Below are 24,872 nucleotides of genomic sequence, written 5' to 3'. Positions count from 1 at the left end.
GACCTCCACCCCCGAGGAGACCCTGTGAAACGCCTGACCGTCCTGACAGCCGTCATAATGTTAGCGCTAACATCGCCAGTCGTGGCCGACCTCGCGCGACCGTCCGTCGACCCCGTGCGCGCCGGCATCGACTTCCGGGCCGAACTCCAGCCCATCGACGGATTCGGCTTCTCCATGGCCTTCCAGCGGGCCGACCTGCTGCACGGCGCGCGCGGCCTCAGCCCTGCCAAGCAGCGCGAGGTGCTCGACCTGCTGCTCAGCAAGGAGAAGGGCGCGGGCCTGTCGATCCTGCGCCTGGGCATCGGGTCGTCGACCGACCGGGTCTACGACCACATGCCGACGATCCTGCCGACCGATCCCGGCGGGCCGGACGCCACGCCGAAGTACGTGTGGGACGGCTGGGACGGCGGCCAGGTCCGGCTCGCCAAGGAGGCCAAGGCGTACGGCGTCGAACGGTTCTTCGCCGACGCCTGGAGCGCGCCGGCCTTCATGAAGACCAACGGCAGCGAGAACGGCGGCGGCGAGCTCCTGCCCGCATGGCGTCAGGCCTACGCGAACTACCTCGTCCAATACGCGAAGTTCTACCAGCGGGAAGGCATCAGGATCACCGACCTGGGGTTCACCAACGAACCCGACTGGACGGCTGCGTACGCCTCGATGCGCTTCACCCCGCAGCAGGCCGTCGACTTCCTCAAGGTGCTCGGGCCGACCGTCCGCGCGTCCGGACTGAAGACGGAGCTCGTCTGCTGTGACGCCGCGGGCTGGGACCGGCAGGTCGGCTACACCGAGGCCATCGAGGCGGACCCGGCGGCCGGCAAGGCCGTGCGGACCATCACCGGCCACCGCTACAGCGGTCCGACCACGGTCCCGCAGCCCACCGGCAAGCACGTGTGGATGTCGGAATGGTCGCCGGACGGCACCACCTGGAACGAGCACTGGGACGACGGCAGCGGCTACGACGGTCTCACCGTCGCGGCCGACATCCAGAACACCCTGACCGTCGGCAACGCCAACGCCTACGTCTACTGGACCGGCGCGTCCCTCGGCGCGACCCGGGGGCTCATCCAGCTCGCCGACCCCGGCGACGACTACCGGGTCTCCAAGCGGTACTGGGCACTGGCCGCCTTCAGCCGGTTCATCCGCCCCGGCGCCGTCCGCGTTCCGGTCACGAACGCCGACCCGGCACTGCGCATCACGGCCTTCCGTAACACCGACGGCAGCCGCGTCATCGAGATCCTCAACACCGCGACCACCGAGAAGTCCGCCGAGTTCGCTCTCCGAGGCGGACACGACCGCCACCCCGACGGCTACGTCACCGACGAAACCCGCTCGATCACCCCGGCCGACCTCGTCTCCACGCACGGTACGACCCTCACGGCCACGCTCGCCCCGCGCGCGCTGACCACGATCGTCCTCGACTGAACCGTCCCGCACCCGAGGAGTCATCCATGTCCAAGTCCCGGCATCTCATCGCCCTGTCCGCCGTCGTCTGCCTCGCGGCCGGCCTCGCCGCCGCGCCCGCCACCGCCGAGCCCCGCCCCGGAACGCTCGCCGAACTGGCCGAGAAGCACCACAAGTACTTCGGCTCGGCCACCGACAACCCCGAGTTCACCGACGCCGCCTATCTGAAGCTCCTCGGCAGCGAGTTCGACCAGACCACCCCCGGCAACGCCATGAAGTGGGAGACCACAGAACCCCGGCGCGGCGTCTTCGACTTCACCGCCGCCGAAGAGGTCATGACCTTCGCCAAGGAGCACCACCAGAAGGTCCGCGCCCACACCCTCGTCTGGCACAACCAGCTCCCCGCCTGGCTCACCCAGGGCACCTGGACCGCCGACGAACTGCGCGCCGTCCTCAAGAACCACATCCAGACGGAGGTCCGGCACTTCAAGGGCCGGGTGATCCACTGGGACGTCGTCAACGAGGCCTTCAACGAGGACGGCACCTACCGCGAGTCGCTCTTCTACAAGACGCTCGGCCCCGGCTACATCGCCGACGCCCTGCGCTGGGCCCACGAGACCGATCCGCACGCCAAGCTGTACCTCAACGACTACAACGTCGACGGGATCGGCCCCAAGAGCGACGCCTACTACAACCTGATCAAGCAGCTGAAGGCCGACGGCGTCCCGGTGGACGGCTTCGGCATCCAGGGCCATCTGGCGCTCCAGTACGGCTTCCCCGCCGACGTCCGGCAGAACATGCAGCGCTTCGCCGACCTCGGGGTCGAGGTCGCGGTCACCGAGCTCGACATCCGGATGAACCTCCCGGCGACCCCGGAAAAGCTCGCCACCCAGGCCACCTGGTACGCCGACTACGTCAAGGCCTGCCTGGAGGTCGAGAAGTGCGTCGGCGTCACCATCTGGGACTACACGGACAAGTACTCGTGGATCCCCTCCGTCTTCCCCGGCGAGGGCGCCGCGCTGCCCTACGACGAGAACCTGACGCCCAAGCCCGCGTACCACGCGATCAGGAAGGTGCTGGGCGGATGATCAGAACGGCGATCGTCGGAACCGGCGGGATCGCCGGCATCTGCCACGTACCCGCCCTCCGGGCACAGGCGCACCGGGCCGAGATCGTGGCCGCCGTCGACGTGGACGCCACGCGCGCCGAGGCGTTCGCGGCCGAGCACGGAATCCCCGCGGTCTACACCGACCTGCGCACGATGCTCGGGGAGCAGAGGCCGGACCTCGTGCACCTGTGCACGCCGCCGTTCCTGCACGCCGAACAGGCCGTGGCCTGCCTGGAGTCGGGGGCATGGGTGTGGTGCGAGAAGCCGGTGGCCCTGTCGCTGGCCGAGCTCGACCGGATCCAAGCCGCCGAAGGGACCGCCGTCGCCGGCGCGGTGTTCCAGCACCGGTACGGCTCGGGGGCCCGGTACCTCCGCGACCGGATCGCGGCCGGGACCCTGGGCCGCCCCCTGGTCGCACAGTGCGTCACGGCGTGGTACCGCGACGACGCCTACTACGGGGTGCCCTGGCGCGGCACCTGGCAGAGCGAGGGCGGCGGCCCGACGCTGGGCCACGGCATCCACCAGATGGACCTGTTGCTCCAGGTGCTCGGCGAATGGGCCGAGGTGCGCGCGATGGCCGGCCGCCTCGACCGCGACGTCCAGACCGAGGACGTGTCCGCGGCCCTGGTCCGGTTCGAGAACGGAGCCATCGCGACGGTCGTCAACAGCGTCCTCTCCCCACGCGAGGAGAGCTACCTGCGGTTCGACCTCGCCGACGCCACGGTCGAACTGCGGCACCTGTACGGCTACTCCAACGCGGACTGGACGTTCACCGCCAGGTCGTCCCGCGCGAAGTGGGAGCCGCCGGACGACCTGCCCAGCTCGCACACCGCCCAGCTCGCGGCCTTCCTGGACGGCTACGAGGCCGGGGTCCGGCCCGACCTCGGCAGAGCCACCATGGAGCTGGTCACCGCCCTGTACAAGGCCGCGATCACCGGCCTGCCGGTCCGGCGCGGAGAGATCGACCCGGTCGACCGCTTCTACGGCTCACTCCACGGGGGGCGCCCGGAGGTGTTCCGATGACGTTCGAACTCCTCGAGAACGAGGACTCGCTGATCGTCCGGGCTCGCGACGTCGACCTCTTCCGCTATGCGCACCGGCCGGTCATGGATCCCTTCGAGGCGCCGAAGCCCTACCTGCATCCGGTGCGCACGCTCGCCGGCGACGTGGTCACCGGATACCGGCCGCACGACCACCGCTGGCACAAAGGCATCCAGTTCACGGCGTCATGGGTGTCGGGGCAGAACTTCTGGGGCGGCGGCACCTACCTGCGCGGGCAGGGCTACGTCGACCTGCCGAACCTCGGCACGATGCGCAGCCGCGCCCTCTCCGCCGAGACGGACCACGGCCGCGCCCTGATCACCGAGGACCTGGCCTGGCACACGATGGCGGGGGAGCACTGGATCGACGAGCACCGCACGCTGACCGCACGCGACGTCGAGGCCGACTCCTGGACCCTGGACGTCACCACCAGGCTGACCAACGTCCACGACACCGCCCTGATGTTCGGCAGCCCCGGCACACAGGGCCGAGAGCTCGCCGGATACTCCGGCCTTTTCTGGCGCGGCCCACGCGACTTCACCGGCGGCCACGTGATCGGCCCCGCGATGGGCGAGAAGGGCGACTGGCTGGCCTTCGTCGGCACCCACGACGAGGTCGATCGTGCCTCCACGCTCCTGTTCCTGGACGACCCGGACGCCCCCGGCCGCTGGTTCGTCCGCAGCGAGCCCATCCCCGCCGTCAACCCCTCCCTGGCGTTCGACGAGGAAGTGCCGCTGGCCCCGGGGGACACCCTGTCGCGCCGCTACCGGATCGTCGTGGCCGACGGCGCGTGGACCCCCGCACGCCTGTACCGCCACGTCGAGGAACACCCGTGGTGACCCCGCTCCCCGGCGGTGTGGGGATCTCCGGGTTGGCCGTGTACGACTGGGAGGCCGCCGACGGGCTGTGCGGCGGCAGCCCCCACATGCACCTCGTCTGCTCCGAGGCGTACGTCGTGATCGGCGGTGAGGGCAGCGTCCAGACCCTCACCACCTCCGGTTTCGCCGACACGCCGCTGCGGCCCGGCGACGTCGTCTGGTTCACCCCGGGAACGATCCACCGTCTCGTCAACGCCGGCGGCCTGCGCCTCGTGGTGCTCATGCAGAACAGCGGACTCCCCGAGGCGGGCGACGCCGTCTTCACCTTCCCCGCGACCGTACTGTCCGATCCCGGCGCCTATCAGGCGGCGGCCGCCCTGACCGGCGACCACGCCGCGGCGGCGCGCCGCCGCCGCGACCTGGCACTCGAGGGCTTCCTGGCCCTGCGAGAAGGCGGGCTGCGGGAGTTCCACACCGCGGCCCACCGCCTGAAGCGCGATCTCCTTGACGCCTGGTGGATCCGCTGGCGTGACGGCCCGCTGGCGGCGACCCTCGCGACCGGCGGTCAACTGGCAGCGCTGAGGACCGGAGACCTCTCCCACCTCGATCACGGCCAAGTGTCGCGACTGGAGTGCCCGGAGGACCCGCTCTTCGGCATGTGCGGCCTTCTCCGTCCCTATCCCGTCCCCGTCCCCTCGAAGGAGCTCTTCTGATGAGATTTCGCCATCCACCTCTGGTCCTGGGTCTCGTCCTCGCGGTCCTGTCGTCCTTGCTGCTCGGGGCCACTCTCCTCAGTGCCCCGCCCGCCGCCGCGGCGACCGTCGACACCAACGCCTGGTACGTGCTGGTCAACCGCAACAGCGGCAAGGCCCTGGACGTCTACAACCTGGCGACCAATGACGGCGCCCGCATCACCCAGTGGACCAGGAACGACCAGAACCAGCAGCAGTGGCAGTTCGTCGCCTCAGGCGACGGCTACTACCGCGTCAAGTCCCGCCACTCCGGCAAGGTGCTGGACGTCCAGAACGGGTCCACCGCCAACGGCGCCCCGGTCGTCCAGTGGACCGACCTGACCGGCACCAACCAGCAGTGGCGGCTGGCCGACAGCGCGGACGGCTACGTGCGGTTCATCGCCCGCCACAGCAACAAGGCCCTCGAAGTGCAGGGCGCCTCCACCGCCGACGGCGCGAACATCGTCCAGTACGACGACTGGGGCGGCGCCAACCAGCAGTGGCAGCTCGTCAAGGTCGCCGGTGGCAATCCCGGCACCTGTGCGCTTCCCTCGACGTACCGCTGGTCGTCGACGGGTGCGCTGGCCCAGCCCAAGGCGGGATGGGCCTCGCTCAAGGACTTCACCGTCGCCCCCTACAACGGCAAGCAGCTCGTCTACGCGACGACGCACGGCGCCGCCGGAACGGGAGCGGGCTGGGGTTCGATGAACTTCACCCCGTTCACCGACTGGTCGGAGATGGCCTCGGCCGGCCAGAACGCGATGTCGAGCTCCGCCGTCGCGCCCACGCTCTTCTACTTCGCGCCGAAGAACATCTGGGTGCTCACCTACCAGTGGGGCAGGACCGCCTTCTCCTACCGGACGTCGACCGACCCCACCAACCCGAACGGCTGGTCGGCGGAGCAGGAGCTCTTCTCCGGCAGCATCGCCGACTCCGGAACCGGGCCCATCGACCAGACGCTCATCGGTGACGGCACGAACATGTACCTGTTCTTCGCCGGCGACAACGGCAAGATCTACCGGGCGAGCATGCCGATCGGGAACTTCCCGGGCAGTTTCGGCACGACCTCGACGGTGGTCATGAGCGACACGACGAACAACCTGTTCGAAGCTCCGCAGGTCTACAAGCTCCAGGGCCAGGACCGCTACCTCATGATCGTCGAGGCGATAGGTTCGCAGGGCCGGTACTTCCGCTCGTTCACGGCCACCAGCCTGAACGGTTCCTGGACGCCCCAGGCCGCGACCGAGAGCAACCCCTTCGCCGGCAAGGCCAACAGCGGCGCCACCTGGACCAACGACGTCAGCCATGGCGAACTGATCCGCACCGGCGCCGACCAGACCTTCACGGTCGACCCCTGCAACCTGCGGTTCCTCTACCAGGGACGCGATCCCAACTCCGGCGGCGACTACGGGCAGTGGCCCTACCGACCGGGTCTGCTGACGCTGCAGCGCTGACGACGCGGCACTGCCCCGGCTCCGGTGCGCAGCCGCCGTGGCGGACCCGGTGCACGGCAGGGTCCGCCACGGCCCGCGCCCTCTCCGACGGAGAGGGCGCGGTGGTCCCGCCGGACACCGAAAGCGCGGATGTGCTCGTCACCGACGTCGCCCGCTGAACGCGCTCCACGTCGGTGCCGGCCTGGGCAGGGCGGGATCCGACCCGGCCGTCGAAGTCCGAGGCGCCGCCACCACGGGCGGCGCGAAGTCGGCCGGAGCGCTGTTCACCGGGCCGGCCGGTGTCGGAACGCCGGGCAGAAGCGGAGGCTTCCGCACGCCTCGGTGCAGTCGGCGACGAGGCGGCCGTCCGGGCCGCAGGGTAGCCGAACCGGCCGTCCTCGGGTGTCAGGGCGTGCAGACGTGCGGTGATCGCGCCCGGTTCGCGGCGTGCCGCAGCCTCGGCCGGGTGGGGCGGGTGGTCGGCGGCCTTGTCCCACGCCGTGTCCTCGACGACCGAGAGGACGGGGAACTCCTCGTGCGCGTGTAGTGGTTCAGGGATCGGCACCCGGCTGCGGGGAACACGTGCGATCCGCGCCGGCAGACCATGGCCTCCGTCCCGAGGCTGCCTCGTTCGTACCGCAGTACGGCTCCGCCCGGCGGGGCGAGTGTGACGGTGGCGGGTCGGCCGTCGTCGAGCCGGACTCGGCAGACGCCACTGAACCGGCCGTCGGACAGTTCGCTCTCCACCCGGCGTCCGACGTCGGCGCCGGTGGAGAACCGCGTCGAAGACGGGGCCCGCAGGGCCCCGTCCTGACTGCCGGGTTCAGGCCGGGTACGGCAGGTCGGCCTCCGAGGTGCCGGCCGGCCGGGTGTGCGCGGTCGCGTTCGGGTTGCCGATCCGCACCTGCCAGGCGTACGGACTGTCGGTGGTCACCCGGAGGCGGTCGCCCGTACGGTGCAGGTGGAAGCGGGCGGCCTCGCCCGGGCCGTCGGTGCGCGGGATCACGAGGGTGCGCTCCGCGCCGTCCGCGAAGGCGTGGACCCGCAGTTCGACGCCGTCCGCCCAGGCCGAGACCGGGTGCTGGTCGTCGGCGGCCAGCGCGATGACCGAGTCGGGGCGGGCCAGCAGCGGCAGGGTGTGGAAGCCGTGCTGCTCACGGGCCCAGCGCGGACCGGTGACCTGAGCACCTGTCAGCACATTGGTCCATGTGCCTTCCGGCACGTAGTACTCGACGGTGCCGTCGTCGGTGAAGACCGGGGCGACGAGCAGGTCGTCGCCGAGCATGTACTGCCGGTCGACCGTGGCGGCGGCCGGGTCGTCGGGGAACTCGAGCACCATGGCACGCATCACCGGGACGCCGGTGGCATGCGCCTGCTGGGCGGCGCGCTGGAGGTACGGGGCGAGGCGGTGCTTGAGCAGGGTGAATTCGCGGGTGACCTCGACGGCCTCCTCGCCGTAGTCCCAGGGGACGCGGTACGACTTGCTGCCGTGCAGGCGGCTGTGCGAGGAGAGCAGGCCGAACTGCACCCAGCGCTTGAAGACGGTGGGGGTCGGGGTGCCCTCGAAGCCGCCGATGTCGTGGCTCCAGAAGCCGAAGCCGGACAGGCCGAGGGAGAGGCCGCCACGCAGCGACTCGGCCATGGCGTTGAAGTGGGACTCGCAGTCGCCGCCCCAGTGGACCGGGTACTGCTGGCCTCCGGCGGTGGCGGAGCGGGCGAAGAGCAGTGCCTCGCCCTCGCCGCGCTCGGCGCGCAGGAGGTCGAAGACGGCCTGGTTGTAGAGGTGGGTGTAGTAGTTGTGCATCCGTTCCGGGTCGGAGCCGTCGTGCCAGACGACGTCGGTGGGGATGCGCTCGCCGAAGTCGGTCTTGAAGCAGTCCACGCCCTGGTCGAGCAGTGTCCTGAGCTTGCCGGTGTACCAGGCGCGGGCGGCGGGGTTGGTGAAGTCCACCAGGGCCATGCCGGGCTGCCAGAGGTCCCACTGCCAGACGCTGCCGTCCGGGCGCCGCACGAGGTAGCCGTCGCGCATACCCTCCTCGAACAGCTCCGACTTCTGCGCGATGTAGGGGTTGATCCAGGCGGAGACCCGCAGCTCCCGTTCCCTGAGGCGCGCCAGCATGCCGGCCGGGTCGGGGAAGGTGTCGGAGTCCCAGACGAAGTCGCTCCACTGGTAGCCGCGCATCCAGAAGCAGTCGAAGTGGAAGACGCTCAGCGGGATGCCGCGTTCGGCCATGCCGTCGACGAAGCGGTTGACGGTGGCCTCGTCGTAGTCGGTGGTGAAGGAGGTGGTGAGCCACAGGCCCAGCGCCCAGGCCGGGGGCAGGGCGGGGCGGCCGGTGAGCGCGGTGTAGCGCTGAAGGACCTGCTTCGGGGTCGGGCCGTGGACGACGAAGAACTCCAGCGACTGGTCCTCGACGCTGAACTGGACCTGGCCGACGGACTCGGAGCCGACCTCGTAACTGACCTTGCCGGGGTGGTTGACGAAGACGCCGTAGCCGCGGTTGGTCAGGTGGAAGGGAACGTTCTTGTACGCCTGCTCGCTGCTGGTGCCGCCGTCCGCCTGCCAGATGTCCACGACCTGCCCGTTCCTGACGAACGGAGTGAACCGCTCCCCGAGTCCGTAGACCAGCTCGCCGACCCCCAGAGCGAGTTGCCCGAGCATGAAGTGCCGGCCGTCGGCGTCGGTGGCGAAGCCGGTCCCACGCTCACCCACGGAGGTCAGCACCCGACCACCGGCGGTGAACTCCAGGCGCCACGGCTGGGAGGTGTCCACGCGCAGCGACAGTTCACCCGCACTGAGCTCGACCACCGTGCCGTCCCGGTGCACCTTTCCCGCATCCGGTTGCCCGCCGGGCAGCGCGAACTCCGGCCCCCGGTTCACCGAACCGGCGTGGTGGGTGGCACGTACCCCGATCACGCCCTCGGCCGGCGACCAGCACTCGATGGTCAGCAGCGGACTGTTGAGCATGCCGCCGCGGCTGCGCACGTGCTTCACCGGAGCGTAGAGGGTCATCCGGTGCTCGTCGGCCCGGACGTCGGCGACCTCGGTGGCGTAGCGGGTGGTGACGCCCGGACGCATCAGCCAGTAGCCGTCGGTGAACTTCATGGGGTGGATTCCTCCGTCCGCGCGCGGTGCGCGGTGATCAGGCCCCGGTACCAGTGGTAGCTGTCCTTGGGCGTTCGGGTCAGAGTGTCGTAGTCGACGTGGACGAGGCCGAAGCGCCGGCCGTAGCCGCGCGCCCACTCGAAGTTGTCCAGCAGCGACCACACGTAGTAGCCGCGTACGTCCACCCCGGCCGCGATGGCGTCGGCGACGGCGGTCAGATGGTCGGCGAGGTAGGCGATCCGGTCCGGGTCGTGGACCCGGCCGTCGGGGCCGACGGTGTCGTCCTCGGCGGAGCCGTTCTCGGTGATCCAGACCGCTGGGAGCCGCGGGTAGCGGGCGTGGAGGTCCAGGAGCAGTTCCTTGAGCGCGGCCGGGGCGACGGGCCATCCCATGGTGGTGTGCCGGGTCCCGTACGGGTCCGGCTCGGTGACGCCGATGTCGACGGCGGTGCGGAGTTCGGGGTCGTCCGTACGGTGGGGTGCGGCGGCGATGGTCACGGGGCGGTAGTAGTTGATGCCGAGGAAGTCCAACGGCTCACCGATCACCCCCAGGTCGCCGGGCCGCCGCCAGGGGCCGTCGGCGAGGCCGCCCCAGGTTTCGGCCTCGTGCTCGGGGTAGCGCCCGGCGAGGAGCGGATCGCTCCAGACCTCGTTGTGGAGAACGTCGGCACGGCGTAGCGCGTCGAGGTCCTCGGGGCGGTCGGAGGCGGCGTGGAGCCGGTCGAGGTTGAGCGTGATCCCGACCTCCCGGGCGCCCGTGGCGCGCAGTTCCCGTACCGCGAGGCCGTGGGCGACCAGCAGGTGGTGGGCGGCCGCCAGCGCACCGCGGCCCTCTTCGGCGCCGGGCGCGTGCCGGCCTTCGGCGTAACCCACGAACGCGGAACAGTACGGCTCGTTGAGGGTGATCCAGCGCTCGACCCGGTCCCCGTAGCGCTCGGCGGCGAGGGCCGCGTACTGCGCGAACGCCTCGGCGGTCTCCCTGACGCGCCAGCCACCGCGGTCCTCCAGGGCCTGCGGCAGGTCCCAGTGGTAGAGGGTGACGGCGGGCGCGATCCCGGCGGCCGGCAGCTCGTCGATCAGGCGGTCGTAGAAGTCCAGGCCCTTGGCGTTGACCGGCCCGGTGCCCCGGGGCAGCAGGCGGGGCCAGGCGATCGAGAAGCGGTAGCCGTCGACGCCGAGCCCGCGCAGCAGGGCGATGTCCTCGCGGTAGCGGTGATAGTGGTCGCAGGCGGTGTCGCCCGTGGCGCCGTCGAGGGTCCGACCAGGGGTGTGGCTGAAGGTGTCCCAGATGGACGGTCCACGGCCGTCCTCGTCATGGGCACCCTCGATCTGGTAGGCCGCGGTCGCGGCTCCGAGCCGGAACCCGGCGGGCAGGCGGGGGAACGGGCGCACGGTGGGCCCGGATGCGTCGGACACGGTGTTTCAGAGCTCCGGAGCCTGCGCCGGTGCGGCCAGGCCAGTCGGGCGGGCGGGTAGGAGAACAGAGCCCACGGGAGGGCCACCTCGACGAGAGAGATCGGTTGGTGAAGCGCTTCGACGCTCCCATCGCCCAAGTTACGATGTCAATGCCTGGCAGCGAAGAAGATTCCCTTTCCTTCGGGCTCTTGTTTCGCCATAAGTTCCTCAATACCTTGCATCCTGAGGTGAAGCGCTTCGACGATCTGTGATCTTCCGACCCGGTTCGGCTACGGCGGCCGGAACCCACACCGTCTCTGAAGGGCCCCGCATGACTGATCTGCCCGCACGCGTCCTGTTCGGCGCCGCCTACTACCACGAGTACCAGCCGCACGAGCGGCTCAAGACCGACCTCGATCTCATGGCGGAGGCGAAGTTCACCGTCATCCGCGTCGGCGAGTCGGTCTGGTCCACCTGGGAGCCGGAGAACGGGCGGTTCGAACTCGACTGGCTGCAACCCGTCCTCGACGGCGCCCACGAGCGCGGCATCGCCGTCGTCCTCGGAACTCCCACCTACGCCGTGCCGCCGTGGCTGGCCCGGCTGTACCCGGAGATCGCCGCCGAGGACGCCACCGGGCGCCGCGCCGCGTGGGGCGCCCGGCAGGAGGTCGACTTCACGCACCCAGCCTTCCGTTTCCACGCGGAGCGAGTGATCCGCGCGATCACGGCCCGTTACGCCGTCCACCCCGCCGTCATCGGCTTCCAGGTCGACAACGAACCCGGTCCGCGACTGCCGCACAACCACGGTGTCTTCCAGCGGTTCGTGGACGACCTGCGGCAGCGGTACGGCGATGTGGAGACCCTCAACCGCGAGTGGGGGCTGGTGTACTGGTCGCACCGGCTGTCCACCTGGGCCGACCTGTGGACCCCGGAGGGCAACGCGCAGCCGCAGTACGACCTGGCCTGGCGGGCGTTCCAGGCGCGCCGGACCACCGAGTTCATCGCCTGGCAGGCCGGCATCGTGCGCGAGTACGCGCGGCCCGGCCAGTTCGTCACCACGTGCCTCGCCTACGGCTCTCCCGGCCTGGAGGACGACGAGCTCACCGACAGCCTGGACATCACCGCGGGCAACCCGTACTACGACATGCAGGACAGCCTCACGATGCCCGAGCCGCCGCGCGAGAAGCTGCCGCAGCAGTGGATGGCGTACGGGGCGTGGGCGCTGCACCACAGCGCCGACCGGATCTACTCCTCGCGCCAGGAGCCTTTCCTGATCACGGAGACCAACGCCCAGGCCATCGGCGGCACTTCCGACAATCGGCCCGCCTTCGACGGGCAGTGGCGGCAGGCCGCGTGGGCGCTGGTCGCGCGCGGGGCCCGCATGATCGAGTACTGGCACTGGCACACGCTGCACTTCGGCGCCGAGACGTACTGGGGCGGGGTCCTCCCGCACAGCGGGCAACCGGGGCGCGCCTACCGCGAAATCGCCCGCCTGGGCGTCGAGTTCGAGCGGGCCGGGGACCTGGTCGCCGGGATCACACCGGACGCGGACATCGCGATGGTGTACTCGGCGCCGAGCCGGTGGCTGATGCAGAGGTATCCGCCGCTCGCGGGCCCCGACGGCGGCCCGGACGCGGGTGCGTACGAGGGCATCTTCGAGCCTTTCTACCGGGGCGCGTTCGAGGCGCGGCGCCAGGTACGGATCCTGCACGCCCGTCAGTTGCACGATCCGCGCGGCGAACGCCCGGGGACGACGCCGGAGTCGGCGGCGGAGCTGCACCCCGTGCTCATCGCTCCCGCGCTGTACGTGGCGGACGACGGGATGCTCGACTGGCTCGGCGCCTACGCGGAGGCGGGCGGCCACCTCGTCCTCGGCCCCCGCACCGGCTACGGCGACCATGAGGCGCGGGCCCGCCACGAGGTGACACCGGCGCGACTGGTGGGTGCCGCGGGCGTCCGGTACGACGAGTTCAGCAACCTGCACGCCGACGTGCCGCTGCGCACCGCACCGCACAGCCCGCTCCAGCTGCCCGCCGACGCGGTGGCCACCCGTTGGGTGGAGGGTCTGGCCGTCGAGGACGCCGACGTCCTGGCCGAGTACGACCACCCGCACTTCGGGCGCTGGCCCGCCGTCACCACCCGCCGCCACGGCGCGGGCCGCGTCACGTGCGTGGGCACCGTGCCCGGCCGTGATCTGGCCCGCGAGCTCGCCGCGTGGCTCGCTCCCTCCCCGTGCAGCGGCTGGCAGGGCCTGCCGGACTCGGTCACGGTCTCCACCGGCACCGCCCCCGACGGCCGGCGCGTCCATGTCGTCCACAACTGGAGCTGGCAGCCGGTCACCGCCCAGGCCCCGGTGGAACTGACCGACGCCCTGGACGGCAGTGTGCTCCCGGCCGGTACGCCCGTGCGGCTCGGTGCCTGGGACGTCCGCGTCCTCGCCGCCGCACCGGGGTCTGCCGTAGAGGATCGTGTCTGAAGACCATCCCGAAGTGCCGACCCGGAGAAGCCGAGTCCGGCACCGAAGCCTTCCGGTGCCGGACTTCTGCGTGGCGACTCCCCCGCACGGGGGCGATGAGGGCCTCAGAGGGAGAAGACGACGCGCGCGAGACGCACCGGACCACGAAGCCCGAGGCGGACGTCGTGCAGACCGGCAGCCGCGACGACGGGCGCGCTCACCGTGGCGTAGTCGTAGGGCCCGGCCGTACCCGGGTCGAGCGTGAGCACTGCCAGTACCGGACCGTCACCCAGCGAGAGCTCGACCGTGCCCTCGCCCGCGGCCTCCACCGTGATCCCGGCAGCCCCCTTTCCGAAGTCACAGTCACGGAACACCAGCTCGCCCCTCCCGCCGGCCACCGGGGCCACGGAGTCGCCCGATGTCTTCGTGCGGTCCACGATCTCCGTGTCGCTCTGCTCGTCGAAGTCCACCGCCTCCAGGCCGCCCGTCATGACCGGCCGGGGGACGGACGGCTCGCCGTCGAGTTCGACGGTCCGGGCCAGACGGATGTCCTCGCTGGACCCACCGACGAGGATCTCGTAGAGGCCCGGTGCCACCCGCTGACGTCCCTGCGCCACGTCCCAGAACGCGAAGGCCGGCATCGGCACCCGGAAGGCGATCTCCGTGACCTCACCGGGCGCGAGCGTCACGCGCCGGTGCGCGGCCAGTTCCCTGCGGGGCCGTGGCATCGACGGTTCCACGGCCCGGGTGTAGAGCTGGGCGACCTCGTCAGCGGTGACGTCACCGGTGTTTCCGACCGTGAAGGACACGTGCAGTGTCCCGTCCTCGACGCGCGTCGTGAGGTTCTCGTAGGAGAAGGAGGCGTACGACAGGCCGTGACCGAACGGGAAGAGAGGCGTGCCCTCGAAGTAGAGGTAGGTCTGGCGGCCGCCGATCACGTCGTAGTCGAGGAGGTCGGGCAGGTCGGAGTCGTCGGCGTACCAGGTCTGCGGGAGGCGGCCGGCGGGGGAGGCGTCGCCGGCCAGGATCCGGGCCAGGGCGCTGCCGGCCGCCTGGCCGCCGTGGGCCGTCCACAGCAGTGCCGGCAGCTCCGCGTGGTCGATCGCGTAGGGGTACGCCGACACCAGCGCCAGCACCGTGTTCGGGTTGGCCGTGCGGGCCGCGCGCAGGAGGCGCTCCTGGTGGGCGGGGAGGGCCAGGGTCGTACGGTCCTCGGTCTCGCGTCCGTTGATGTGCGGGTCGTTGCCCGCGACCACCAGGACCACGTCCGCCTGCGAGGCGACCTTGCCCACCGCGTCCTCGCCGCTCTCGACGACGACGACCTCGAAGATCTCTCCGCTCCCGGCGGCAACCTTCAGGCCGTCGGTGGCGACAGAGACGGGGTGACCCGTCCCTATGTGCCGAAGAAGGTGCCCGTTCTCGTGCGGTTCCAGGCGGAACGTCTCCTGGACGACCCAGCCTCCGGGCTGGTCGGCGGAGGCGCGGACAAGGCCGTCCTCGGCGACGGAGAGGTAGCGGCCGTCGGGGGCGCGCAGGGTCAGCACGCCCTCGCCCCAGTCGACGAGGGAGAGCTCGGTGCCCGTCGCGTCGGTGGTCAGCGGGGGCAGGTCCGTCCGGCCCGCGAGCAGCGCCGGGTCGAGGGCGCCTTCGGCGCCGCGCACCTGGTCGTCGGCGTCCGCCTCGGGGACGTGCAGGAACGCTCCGTCCGAGGTCTTCAGGAGGATCCGGTCCACGCCCTCCGCGAACTGCACGTGCTCCGGGCCGAACCGCTCGGACAGGGCCGCCAGCGGCGTGGAGCGGTGGAGGAACGTGCCGCTGTACCAGTCGCCCTTGCACTCGTCGGCGAGCAGGCCGACCACCGCGAGCCGGGTGCCGGGCGCGAGCGGCAGCAGGCCACCGCTGTTCTTGAGCAGCACGACCGCCTGCTCGGCCGCCTCCTCGGCGAGGGCCCGGTGGGCCGGGGTGTCGAAGTCCGTGGTGAGCTCGTGCGGGTCGTGCTCCGGATCGAACTCGCCGAGGCGGAAACGGACCGAGAGCTGGCGGCGGACCGCTGCGTCGATGTCCGCCTCGGTCAGCAGGTCCTGCTCCAGGGCACCACGGAGCCGTGCGGTGATCTTCGAACTGTCGGTGCCGTGGTCGGTGAAGCTGTCGACGCCGGCCAGCAGCGAGGCGGCCGTCGCCTCCTCGTGGGTGTCGAAGTAGTGCTCGGAGTCGACCAGGTTGGAGGGCGCGCCCGCGTCCGAGCAGACAAGGAGATCCTCGTCGATCCAGGTGCGCAGATGCTCGCGCAGATACGGCGAGACATGGTTCGGGCGGCCGTTGACCAGGTTGTACGCCGGCATCACACCGGCCACGGCGCCCGCCTCGACCGTCTCGCGGAAGGCACGCAGGTCGTATTCGTGCAGGACGCGCGGGCGGACCGAGGAGGACAGGACGTCGCGGCCCGTCTCGTTGTTGTGGGCCAGCCAGTGCTTGAGGACGGGCGCGGTGCGCCAGTACGTGGGGTGCTCGCCGCGCAGGCCGTGCGTATAGGCGGTGGCGATGGCCGAGGTGAGCTTCGGGTCCTCCGAGTAGCCCTCCTCGTTGCGGCCCCACAGGGGGTGGCGCAGCAGGTTCACGGTCGGGGCCCAGACGTTCAGCCCCACGCGGTCGTCGCGGGCGCGCATCGCGCGGACCTCCTTGGACACCGCCTCGCCGACCCGTCGTACGAGATCCGTGTTCCAGGTCGCGCCCAGGCCGACTGCCTGGGGAAAGACGGTGGCCGGGCCCATCCAGGCCACACCGTGCAGGGCCTCCTGGCCGGTGCGGAAGGCGGCGACGCCGAGCCGCTCCACAGCGGGCGCGAACTGGTGCAGGAATCCGATCTTCTCGTCGAGGGTGAGCCGCGACAGGAGGTCGTCGACGCGCTTCGCGAAAGGCAGCTTCGGATCGCGGAAGGGCGGGGGCGTGTGCGGAGTGGGTGCGGACACGTGGGATCTCCTCGGAGTGGAGCATTCAGTACTTTCGAAGCGCTTCGATGCTTGTCACCTGCGAGGGTGGGTGTCAAGAGATTGACGCTGTTGCATGAAGAGGGAGGTATGGAGAGTGTCATCCGGCTGATACCTCGGAGGAATCTTGGAAGCGACTCTTGTGCGCCCATGGGCGTTCACTTAACCTCGCAGCAACATCGAAGCGCTTCGACTGTGGGCAGCACCACGGTGGTTGGATGTTCGCTTCAGCTCAGCCAGTTCCAGTCACGACACCGCAGCCGACGGCCCATCGCCGGGTGTCCAGCTGCGCCATGAAGGGTTGACGCAATGACGTCGAATGCCGCCTCCTCCGGACCGAGCCGGAGAAGCTTTCTCGCCACCACGGCAGTCGCCACCGCAGCGGTGGCCGGGGGGATACCGCTGCTCAGCGCCTGTAGCGGCGGTTCGGACAGCGAGTCGCGAGAGGGCGCCACGTCGGGCAAGGCCGCCGACAAGCTGCTCCCGACGTACGTCGCCAGCGCGGTCGCCAAGCCGGACCTTCCGTCGAAGAACGGTTCGGCGGACGGCTATACCGGCAAGGTCGATCTCGCGGCCCTGTCCACGTCGGTTCCGAAGAAGCTCGGCACGGGCGCTCCCGTCAAGATCATGTCCCCGTTCTGGGGCACCCCGCCGAAGGCCGGATGCGCGTACTACACGGCGGTCGACGCGGCGGCGGGCACCAAGATCACCTGGCAGAACCAGGACGGCACCACCTACGGCCAGAAGCTCGGCGCCGTCCTCGCCTCCAGCTCCGTACCCGACATGGTGGTCGTGCCTGCCTGGGAACTGGTCGGCAAGATCGCGAACGCGGTCACCGCGAAGTTCATGGACCTGGGCCCCTACCTGGCGGGCGACAAGGTCAAGAAGTACCCGAACCTGGCCGCGATCCCCTCCGACGCCTGGCGCACGGGCATCTTCGGCGGTGCGCTGCGCGGCATCCCGATGCCCGGCGCCCCCGCGGCCTCCATCGTGCCCTACTACCGCAAGGACATCTTCGACAAGAAGGGCTACTCGGTCCCCAAGTCGGCCGACGAGTTCCTCAGCTGGGCCAAGGAGGCCACCAGCGCCAAGGCGAAGGTGTACGCCTGCGGTGACATGCGCTGGGTCGCGGCGGGCATCTTCGGCGTCCGCCCCTCCGGCACGCACGGCTGGGACATGGGGGACAACGGCAAGCTGACGTACCGCATCGAGCATCCCGAGTACCTTGAAGCCTTGGAGTGGACCCGCAAGCTGTTCGACGCGGGCGTGGTCCACCCCGACGACAAGGCGAACTCGGGCGACGCGGGCCAGCGGTTCACCGCCGGCGAGATCCTGGTCTTCAACAGCGACATGTCCGGCTGGTACACCAAGACCGCCGAACAGGCCGCGTCCAACCCGGACTTCCAGATCGAGGGCATGGACATCTTCGGCGCCGACGGGGGCAACCCGACGCTGTTCGCGAACGAGCCCGCCGGTATCTGGTCGATGATCCGCAAGGGCGCCTCGAAGGAGACGGTTGAGAACGCGCTGGCCGCGGCCAACTTCGCGGCCGCGCCCTACGGCACCAAGGAGCGGATGCTCGTCGACTACGGCGTCGAGGGCACCCACTACGCGGTCAAGGACGGCGTCCCGGTCAAGAACGACCAGGGCAACGCCGAGGTGATCAACGCCTGGGTGATGCTGGCCGCACCGGCCGCCTACAGCGCCCACCCCGACTTCCCCGATGTCGCCCGCAAGCAGGTCGAGTGGCAGCAACGGATGGGTGCCTTCATGAAGAAGACGTCCACGTACGGCATGAACATCGTCGAGCCGACCCGCTACGCGAACCTCTCCAGCCAGTTCGAGCAGCTGGAGATCGACTACGTCCGGGGCAACAAGAAGCTGTCCGACGTGCAGGCCGCCATCTCCACCTGGAGGTCCTCCGGTGGCGACCAGCTGCGCGACTGGTACAAGGAACTCCTCGACAAGAACGGCAGCGGCAACTGATGGCCATCACGGCCGGGAGCCGGCCCGACGGGACCCGTCCCCCCGCGGCCGTCGAGAAGCCGACGGCCGCGGTCGCCGCAGCCGGGACGAAGGTGCGGCCGCCGCGCGGGACGAGCAAGGCCGGCAAGGTTCCCCTGCGGATCCGGCTGCGCCGCGACCGCGCCCTCATCCTGATGGTCCTGCCCGTCATCGCCCTGCTCCTGCTCTTCAACTACCTCCCGCTGCTCGGCAACGTCATCGCCTTCCAGGACTACGACCCGTACGCCTCCAGCAACGGCATCACGGCGATCTTCCACAGCCCCTGGGTCGGCGTGGAGCAGTTCGCGCGGACGCTCGACGACCCGCTGTTCTGGAGTGCCGCGAAGAACACCCTCGTCCTCTTCGTGCTCCAACTGGTGCTGTTCTTCCCGGTCCCCATCGCCCTGGCGCTGGTCATCAACAGCGTGATCCGGCCCCGGGTGCGGGCCGTGGCGCAGGCGATCATGTATCTGCCGCACTTCTTCTCCTGGGTCCTCGTGGTCACCGTCTTCCAGCAGATCTTCGGCGGCGCGGGCGTCATCGCCCAGACCCTGGAGAAGCACGGGTGGAGCGGCTTCGACCTGATGACCAACGCGGACCTCTTCAAGTATCTGGTCACCGCGCAGGCCGTGTGGAAGGACGCCGGCTGGGGGATCATCGTCTTCCTCGCGGCCCTGGCCGCCGTCAGCACCGACCTCTACGAGGCCGCCGCCATGGACGGCGCGGGGCGCTGGCGACGCATGTGGCATGTGACGCTGCCCGCGCTGCGCCCGGTGATCGCCCTGCTGCTGGTACTCAGGGTGGGCGACGCGCTGAGCGTCGGATTCGAGCAGTTCCTGCTCCAGCGGGACGCGGTCGGAGTGGGGGCCAGCGAGGTCCTCGACACGTACGTGTGGAACATGGGCATTCAGAACGGCGACTTCAGCTACGCGGCCGCGGTCGGCCTGGCCAAGGGACTCATCGGAGTGTGTCTCGTCCTGGGTGCGAACAAGTTCGCGCACCTGCTGGGCGAGCAGGGGGTGTACAAGAAATGAGCCTCGACACGCAGCTCATCCGCAGTCTCAAGGCGCCCGCCCGCCCTGCGTGGGAGGAGCCGCCCAGCAAGGCGGGAATCACCGCCAAGAGCGGCTTCCTCCTGCTCAGCTGCCTGGGGGTGCTCGGTCCGCTGTGGATCGTGATCGTCACCAGCCTCTCTCCCAAACCCGTGATCGACCGGGCCGGCGGCCTCGTCCTGATCCCCGAGGGCATCACCTTCGTCAACTACACCGAGCTGCTCGGTGGTGGCCAGGTCAGCCGGGCGATCATGGTCTCGGTCGGTGTCACGCTCTTCGGCACGCTGTTCTCGATGACGGTGTCGGTGCTCGCGGCCTATGGCCTGTCCCGGCCGGGGAGTCTGGGCCATCGGTTCTTCCTGATGGCCATGATGGCGACCATGTTCTTCGGGGCCGGGCTCATTCCGACGTACCTCCTGGTGCAGTCGCTGGGCCTCACCGACAGCTATCTGTCGCTCATCCTGCCGAGCGCGGTCAGTGTCTTCAACATCCTCGTCCTGCGGGCCTTCTTCATGGGGATCTCACCCGAACTCACCGAGTCCGCCCGCATCGACGGGGCCAGCGACCTGCGCATCCTGCTGACCATCGTCCTGCCGCTGTCGCGCGCGGTGCTGGCCGTCATCTCGCTGTTCTACGCGGTCGGCTACTGGAGTGCCTGGTTCAACGCCTCCATCTACCTCACCGACCAGGAGATGATGCCGCTGCAGAACGTGCTCATCCAACTGGTCCAGAAGAACACCGAGGCGCCGACCGGCCTCCAGCAGGCTGTCCGCACCGGGGAACTCTCCGGCCTGGGACTGCAGATGGCCGTCATGGTCCTCGCGCTGGTCCCCGTCGCGGTCGCCTCCCCCTTCGTCCAGCGGCACTTCAAGAAGGGCATGCTCACCGGAGCCATCAAGGGCTGACGCCCTGTGGTCCGGGTCCCTCCGCCGTGCCTACCGCCGCCGTGCCTCCTGCCGTGCGCCGTCCGCGGCTGCGCCCGGCTCGTCGCGCGGGACCCCATGCCCCTGATTCCGGCTCGACCTCCCCTTCGCACTGACCGAGGTATGTCATGAGCACATTTCACCTCAGCCGACGCTCCGTTCTCGCCGGTTCCGCCGATCCGCGCGTCCACCGCCGGGTCCACCTCGCCACCAACGGGCGCGGCGTGCGGTACGGGGAGCCCGTCTGATGCCCGACCTGAGTGACGCGACACGAGGCCGTCTGCTCTTCGGCGGCGACTACAACCCGGAACAGTGGCCCGAAGAGACCTGGCACAAGGACGTCCGGCTGATGAAGGCGGCCGCGGTCAACTCGGTCACCCTCGGCGTCTTCTCCTGGTCGACGCTGGAACCGGAGCCGGGTGTACGGGAGTTCGGCCGGCTGGACACGCTGATGGACCTGATGCACGCGAACGGCATCGGCGTCGTCCTCGCCACCCCCACCTCCTCGCCCCCGCCCTGGATGGGCCGGCTGCACCCCGACACCCTGCCCGTCACCGAGGACGGCCGCACCGAGTGGTGGGGCGGCCGGCAGCACTTCTCGCACTCCAGCGCCACCTACCGGCGCTACGCCGCCGCCATCACCGAGGACCTCGCAGCCCGCTACGGCGGCCACCCGGCCCTGACGATGTGGCACATCAACAACGAGTACTGCACCTTCGACTACGGCGACGAGGCCGCGACCGCCTTCCGCCGCTGGCTGCGCGAGAAGTACGGCACCCTCGACGCCCTCAACGAGGCCTGGGGCACGGCCTTCTGGAGCCAGGGCTACGACACCTGGGACGGCATCCTGCCGCCGCGCCTGCCGCACTACATGCGCAACCCCGGCCAGGTCCTGGACTTCCGGCGCTTCACCTCCGACATGCTCCTGGAGTGCTACGTCGCGGAACGGGACATCGTCCGCCGCCACACCCCGCACCTGCCGGTCACCAGCAACTTCATGCCGTTGTGGATCGGTCAGGACGCCTGGCGCTGGGCCGAGGAGGAGGACGTCGTCTCCGTCGACATCTACCCGGATCCGCACGACCCGCTGGGCGCCCAGGGCGGCGCCCTCGTCCAGGACATGACCCGCTCCCAGGCGCGCGGGCCGTGGATGCTCATGGAACAGGCGGCCGGGCCCGTCAACTGGCGGGGCGTGAACCACCCCAAGCCCCGCGGCCTCAACCGGCTCTGGTCCCTCCAGGCCGTCGCCCGGGGCGCCGACGCCGTCTGCTACTTCCAGTGGCGGCAGTCCCGCCAGGGCGCGGAGAAGTTCCACTCCGGCATGGTCAGCCATGCCGGGGAAGAGGGCCGGACCTACCAGGAGGTCAAGCGGCTCGGCGCGGAGCTGGAGCGCATCGCCTCCGAGGTGACCGGCCGGAACGTCACCGCGGACATCGCGGTCCTGCACGACTGGCACGCCTGGTGGGCCGGCGCCCAGGACGGCCGCCTGTCGAACCAGGTGGAGTACCCGGACGTCCTGCGCGCCTGGCACCGCGCCCTCTGGCAAGAGCACCTCACCACCGACTTCGCCCACCCCGAGCACGACCTGACACCGTACACCGTGGTCGTCGTACCCCAGCTGTACGCGCTCTCCGACGCGGCGATCGACAATCTCCTCGCCCATGTCCGCCGGGGCGGCACCCTCGTCTGCGGTTTCCAGACCGGCGTCGCCGACGAGGACGACCGGGTGCGCCCCGGCGGCACGGACGCCCGGCTGCGCGAGCTGTTCGGCATCCGCACCCTGCACGAGTGGTGGCCGCTGGACGCGGGGGAGACCGCCGCCTGCGAGGGCTTCCGGGGAACCCTGTGGTCCGAGGAACTGGAGGCCGACGGCACCGCCGACGAGACCGTTCCGTACAAGGGCGGTGAACTCGACGGACTGCCCGCCGTCCTGCGCAAGGGCCGGGCCTGGTACGTCTCCACACTCCCGGAGCCGGACGCGATGCGCGAGCTGCTCGGCAGGATCGCCACCGGCGCCGGCGTCCGGCCGGTGCTCGACGGCCTCCCCGAGCAGGTCGAGGCCGTCCGCCGCGGCGAGGCGCTCTTCGTGTTCAACCACGGCCGCGAGCCGGTGACCGTCGAGGTGCCCGGCATCCACCACGACCTCCTGACAGGGACGGCCGTGACCGACCGGCTCACCCTCGGCCGCTACGACGGGGCGGTGCTGCGGCCATGACCCGAACACCCGTCCACGGAACCTGGGAACCCCAGCCGGCCGCCCGCTGGGAGGACGCCTTCCTCAGCGGCAACGGCCGCCACGGCACCCTCGTGTTCGGTGACCCGGACGACGACCGCGTCATCGTCACGCATCACGCCCTGGTCCGCCCCAACGGCATCGACACCCGGCCCCCGCAGCTCGCCGCCGAACTCCCCGCCCTCCAGGACCGCCTCCTGGCCGGCGACCACGCGGCCGCGGAGCGCTTCACCGACGGCCGCCCGCTCAACTGGGTGAGCCCCTTCCATCCCGCCTTCCAGATCCGGCTGAGCCGGCCGCCGGGCGAGGGGCCCGGCTACCGTCGGTCCCTCGACTTCGCCACCGGCGTCGTCCGCGCCGAGCGCGCCGACTGGACCAGCCAGGTCTTCGTCTCCCGCGCCGACGACGTGATCGTCCAGCAGGTGACCGCGCGCGGCCTCACCCTCGACGTCTCCCTCGACGACCGGCTCCCCGGCGTTCCCTCCGGACTGGCCGTCGGCCACGGAGCCGTCCTCACCCCCGAGGGCGCCCTGCTGAGCCTGCGCGCCTGCTACCCCGACAGCGACCGTGCCTTCACCGGAGTCACGCTGATCACCGTCACCGGCGGTACGACGACCCTCGCTCCTCCGGGCGCGCACATCGAGGGAGCCCGGTCCGTCCTGCTCCTCACCCGGGTCCGGCGCCACACCGGCGAACTCGACGTGACCGCGGAGGGCCGCGCCCTGCGCGAGCTGGCCACCGAGTACGACCGGCTCCTCGAGCGCCATGCCGCCCTCCACCGCACCGCGTACGAGCGCGTCACCCTCGACCTTGCCGCCGCCCCGGCCGAGCGGGCGCTGCCCGGCTCCGAGCTGCTGAAGCGCCCGCGTGACCCCGCCCTGCTGGAGCGGCTGTTCGCGGCCGGCCGCTACCACCTGCTGTCCGCCAGCGGTCTCTTCCCGCCCCGGCTGACCGGCCTGTGGACCGGCGACTGGAACACGGCCTGGTCGGGGGCGTTCACCAATGACGCCAACCTCAACCTCCAGACCGCCTCCGCCCCGGCCGCCGCCCTCCCCGAGGTCACCGAGGCCCAGGCCGCGCTGATCCAGCGTCAGCTGCCCGACTGGCGCGACAACGCCCGCGTGATCTTCGGGACCCGGGGCGTGGTCGCCCCCGTTCACACCGACGGCGAGTCGGGCCACTCGTACCATTTCAACCGCGAATACCCCATGCACCTGTGGACCGCCGGCGCCGACTGGCTGCTCAAACCGCTCGTCGACCACGACGAGACCCACGGCAGCCGCGACCCGCGCACCGCTGCCGCCCTCGCCGAAGTGGCCTGCTTCTACGAGGACTTCCTCACCCGGACCGACGACGACGGTCATGTCGTCGTCGTTCCCTCCTACTCACCCGAGAACCGCCCGGCGAACGCGAGCTGGGTCACGGTCAACGCGGCCATGGACCTTTCGGCGGCCCGGCACGCGCTGCTCACGGCCGCCCACTATCACCCGGAGCACGCCGACCGCTGGCGCGCTCTCGCCGACCGGCTGCCGCCGCACCGGATCAACGACGACGGCGCACTGGCCGAATGGGCCTGGCCGGGCCTGCGGGACTCCTACGACCACCGCCACCTCAGCCATCTGTACGGTGTCTGGCCGCTCGACGAGATCACCCCGTACGACATCCCCGACCTCGCCGCGGCCGCCCACCGCGCCCTCGAACTGCGCGGCGCCGAGAACGACTCCGCGCACGGCCACCTCCACCACGCGCTCATCGCAGCCCGGCTCCGGGACGGCGAACGCGTGGCCCATGCCCTCGACCGGGTCCTGGACGGCGACTTCTTCCACGACTCCCTGATGAGCGCCCACTACCCGAACCGTCACGTCTACAACGCCGACGCCGCGCACACCCTGCCCGGCGTACTGATCGAGATGCTCGTCCAGTCGACCCCCGACCGACTGGTCCTCCTGCCGGCGCTGCCGCCGGCTCTCCCCACGGGCCGGCTGGCGGGCGTACGCACGCGGTTCGGCGCCGAGGTCGAGCTGACCTGGGCGCCCGGCCGGGCGACGGCGGTTCTCAAGCCGACTCGTACGGTCCGTATCGAAGTCAGGACTTCTTCCGGTGACGCGCAGCCGATCGATCTCGTCGCCGGAGAGGACCACGTCCTCGGCACGGAGACGTGGTGACACCCCCACAATTCCCCCCAC

16 protein-coding genes are annotated in these 24,872 nt (G+C 70.6%); 13 read left to right on the top strand and 3 right to left on the bottom strand.

Annotated elements, in window-relative coordinates:
• Positions 1-81: 81 nt before the first annotated feature.
• From ACFYX3_RS30635 to ACFYX3_RS30610, 6 genes are read left to right on the top strand one after another with little or no spacing between them, the layout of a single operon-like run.
• Positions 82-1,422 carry a glycoside hydrolase gene (locus ACFYX3_RS30635; protein WP_389020120.1) on the top strand — a complete coding sequence of 447 codons (1,341 nt, stop codon included), beginning with the start codon at positions 82-84 and terminating at the stop codon, positions 1,420-1,422.
• 26 nt (positions 1,423-1,448) lie between these two features.
• Positions 1,449-2,489 carry an endo-1,4-beta-xylanase gene (locus tag ACFYX3_RS30630; protein ID WP_389020116.1) on the top strand — a complete coding sequence of 347 codons (1,041 nt, stop codon included), beginning with the start codon at positions 1,449-1,451 and terminating at the stop codon, positions 2,487-2,489.
• Complete coding sequence (locus ACFYX3_RS30625) at positions 2,486-3,532, top strand: Gfo/Idh/MocA family protein (protein ID WP_389020113.1); 1,047 nt, start codon at positions 2,486-2,488, stop codon at positions 3,530-3,532. Before ACFYX3_RS30630 ends, ACFYX3_RS30625 begins: the two co-directional genes overlap by 4 nt.
• A complete protein-coding gene (locus ACFYX3_RS30620) occupies positions 3,529-4,389 on the top strand; it encodes a PmoA family protein (RefSeq protein WP_389020110.1) in 861 nt (286 codons plus the stop codon). Before ACFYX3_RS30625 ends, ACFYX3_RS30620 begins: the two co-directional genes overlap by 4 nt.
• Entirely contained in the window at positions 4,386-5,081 is a 696-nt protein-coding gene (locus ACFYX3_RS30615) for a cupin domain-containing protein (protein ID WP_389020230.1), read from the top strand. Before ACFYX3_RS30620 ends, ACFYX3_RS30615 begins: the two co-directional genes overlap by 4 nt.
• On the top strand, positions 5,081-6,553 hold the full coding sequence (locus tag ACFYX3_RS30610; RefSeq protein WP_389020107.1) for a non-reducing end alpha-L-arabinofuranosidase family hydrolase: 1,473 nt from the start codon (positions 5,081-5,083) through the stop codon (positions 6,551-6,553). The genes ACFYX3_RS30615 and ACFYX3_RS30610 overlap by 1 nt, the downstream gene beginning before the upstream one ends.
• A gap of 802 nt (positions 6,554-7,355) precedes the next feature.
• Here the strand turns inward: ACFYX3_RS30610 and yicI are convergent.
• Positions 7,356-9,638, bottom strand: coding sequence for an alpha-xylosidase (gene yicI, locus ACFYX3_RS30605; RefSeq protein ID WP_389020104.1), 2,283 nt, complete (start codon positions 9,636-9,638; stop codon positions 7,356-7,358).
• Positions 9,635-11,053 carry a GH1 family beta-glucosidase gene (locus ACFYX3_RS30600; protein WP_389020101.1) on the bottom strand — a complete coding sequence of 473 codons (1,419 nt, stop codon included), beginning with the start codon at positions 11,051-11,053 and terminating at the stop codon, positions 9,635-9,637. Before ACFYX3_RS30600 ends, yicI begins: the two co-directional genes overlap by 4 nt.
• A 107-nt stretch (positions 11,054-11,160) precedes the next feature.
• Between ACFYX3_RS30600 and ACFYX3_RS30595 the strand changes: the two genes are divergently transcribed.
• Both ACFYX3_RS30595 and ACFYX3_RS30590 read left to right on the top strand, forming a co-directional pair.
• A complete protein-coding gene (locus tag ACFYX3_RS30595) occupies positions 11,161-11,304 on the top strand; it encodes a hypothetical protein (protein ID WP_389020098.1) in 144 nt (47 codons plus the stop codon).
• Between the two features lie 59 nt (positions 11,305-11,363).
• Entirely contained in the window at positions 11,364-13,508 is a 2,145-nt protein-coding gene (locus tag ACFYX3_RS30590) for a beta-galactosidase (protein ID WP_389020095.1), read from the top strand.
• 104 nt (positions 13,509-13,612) lie between these two features.
• Here ACFYX3_RS30590 and ACFYX3_RS30585 read toward each other — a convergent pair whose 3' ends face one another.
• On the bottom strand, positions 13,613-16,456 hold the full coding sequence (locus tag ACFYX3_RS30585; protein ID WP_389020092.1) for a glycoside hydrolase family 3 C-terminal domain-containing protein: 2,844 nt from the start codon (positions 16,454-16,456) through the stop codon (positions 13,613-13,615).
• A 327-nt stretch (positions 16,457-16,783) separates the two neighbouring features.
• Between ACFYX3_RS30585 and ACFYX3_RS30580 the strand changes: the two genes are divergently transcribed.
• The 5 genes from ACFYX3_RS30580 to ACFYX3_RS30560 all read left to right on the top strand — a co-directional run bounded on the left by ACFYX3_RS30580 (position 16,784) and on the right by ACFYX3_RS30560 (position 24,851).
• Entirely contained in the window at positions 16,784-18,460 is a 1,677-nt protein-coding gene (locus tag ACFYX3_RS30580) for an extracellular solute-binding protein (protein ID WP_389020089.1), read from the top strand.
• Complete coding sequence (locus ACFYX3_RS30575; protein ID WP_389020086.1) at positions 18,460-19,512, top strand: ABC transporter permease; 1,053 nt, start codon at positions 18,460-18,462, stop codon at positions 19,510-19,512. The genes ACFYX3_RS30580 and ACFYX3_RS30575 overlap by 1 nt, the downstream gene beginning before the upstream one ends.
• Entirely contained in the window at positions 19,509-20,435 is a 927-nt protein-coding gene (locus ACFYX3_RS30570) for a carbohydrate ABC transporter permease (protein ID WP_389020083.1), read from the top strand. The genes ACFYX3_RS30575 and ACFYX3_RS30570 overlap by 4 nt, the downstream gene beginning before the upstream one ends.
• Before the next feature lie 265 nt (positions 20,436-20,700).
• Positions 20,701-22,668, top strand: coding sequence for a beta-galactosidase (locus ACFYX3_RS30565; protein ID WP_389020080.1), 1,968 nt, complete (start codon positions 20,701-20,703; stop codon positions 22,666-22,668).
• Positions 22,665-24,851, top strand: coding sequence for a glycoside hydrolase N-terminal domain-containing protein (locus ACFYX3_RS30560; protein WP_389020077.1), 2,187 nt, complete (start codon positions 22,665-22,667; stop codon positions 24,849-24,851). Before ACFYX3_RS30565 ends, ACFYX3_RS30560 begins: the two co-directional genes overlap by 4 nt.
• Positions 24,852-24,872: the final 21 nt, after the last annotated feature.

This window comes from Streptomyces sp. NPDC002463 (assembly GCF_042889835.1).
GTDB lineage: Bacteria > Actinomycetota > Actinomycetes > Streptomycetales > Streptomycetaceae > Streptomyces > Streptomyces nymphaeiformis.
The sequence above is the reverse complement of the archived record's forward strand: the minus strand, read 5'-3'. Positions and strand labels throughout refer to the sequence as shown.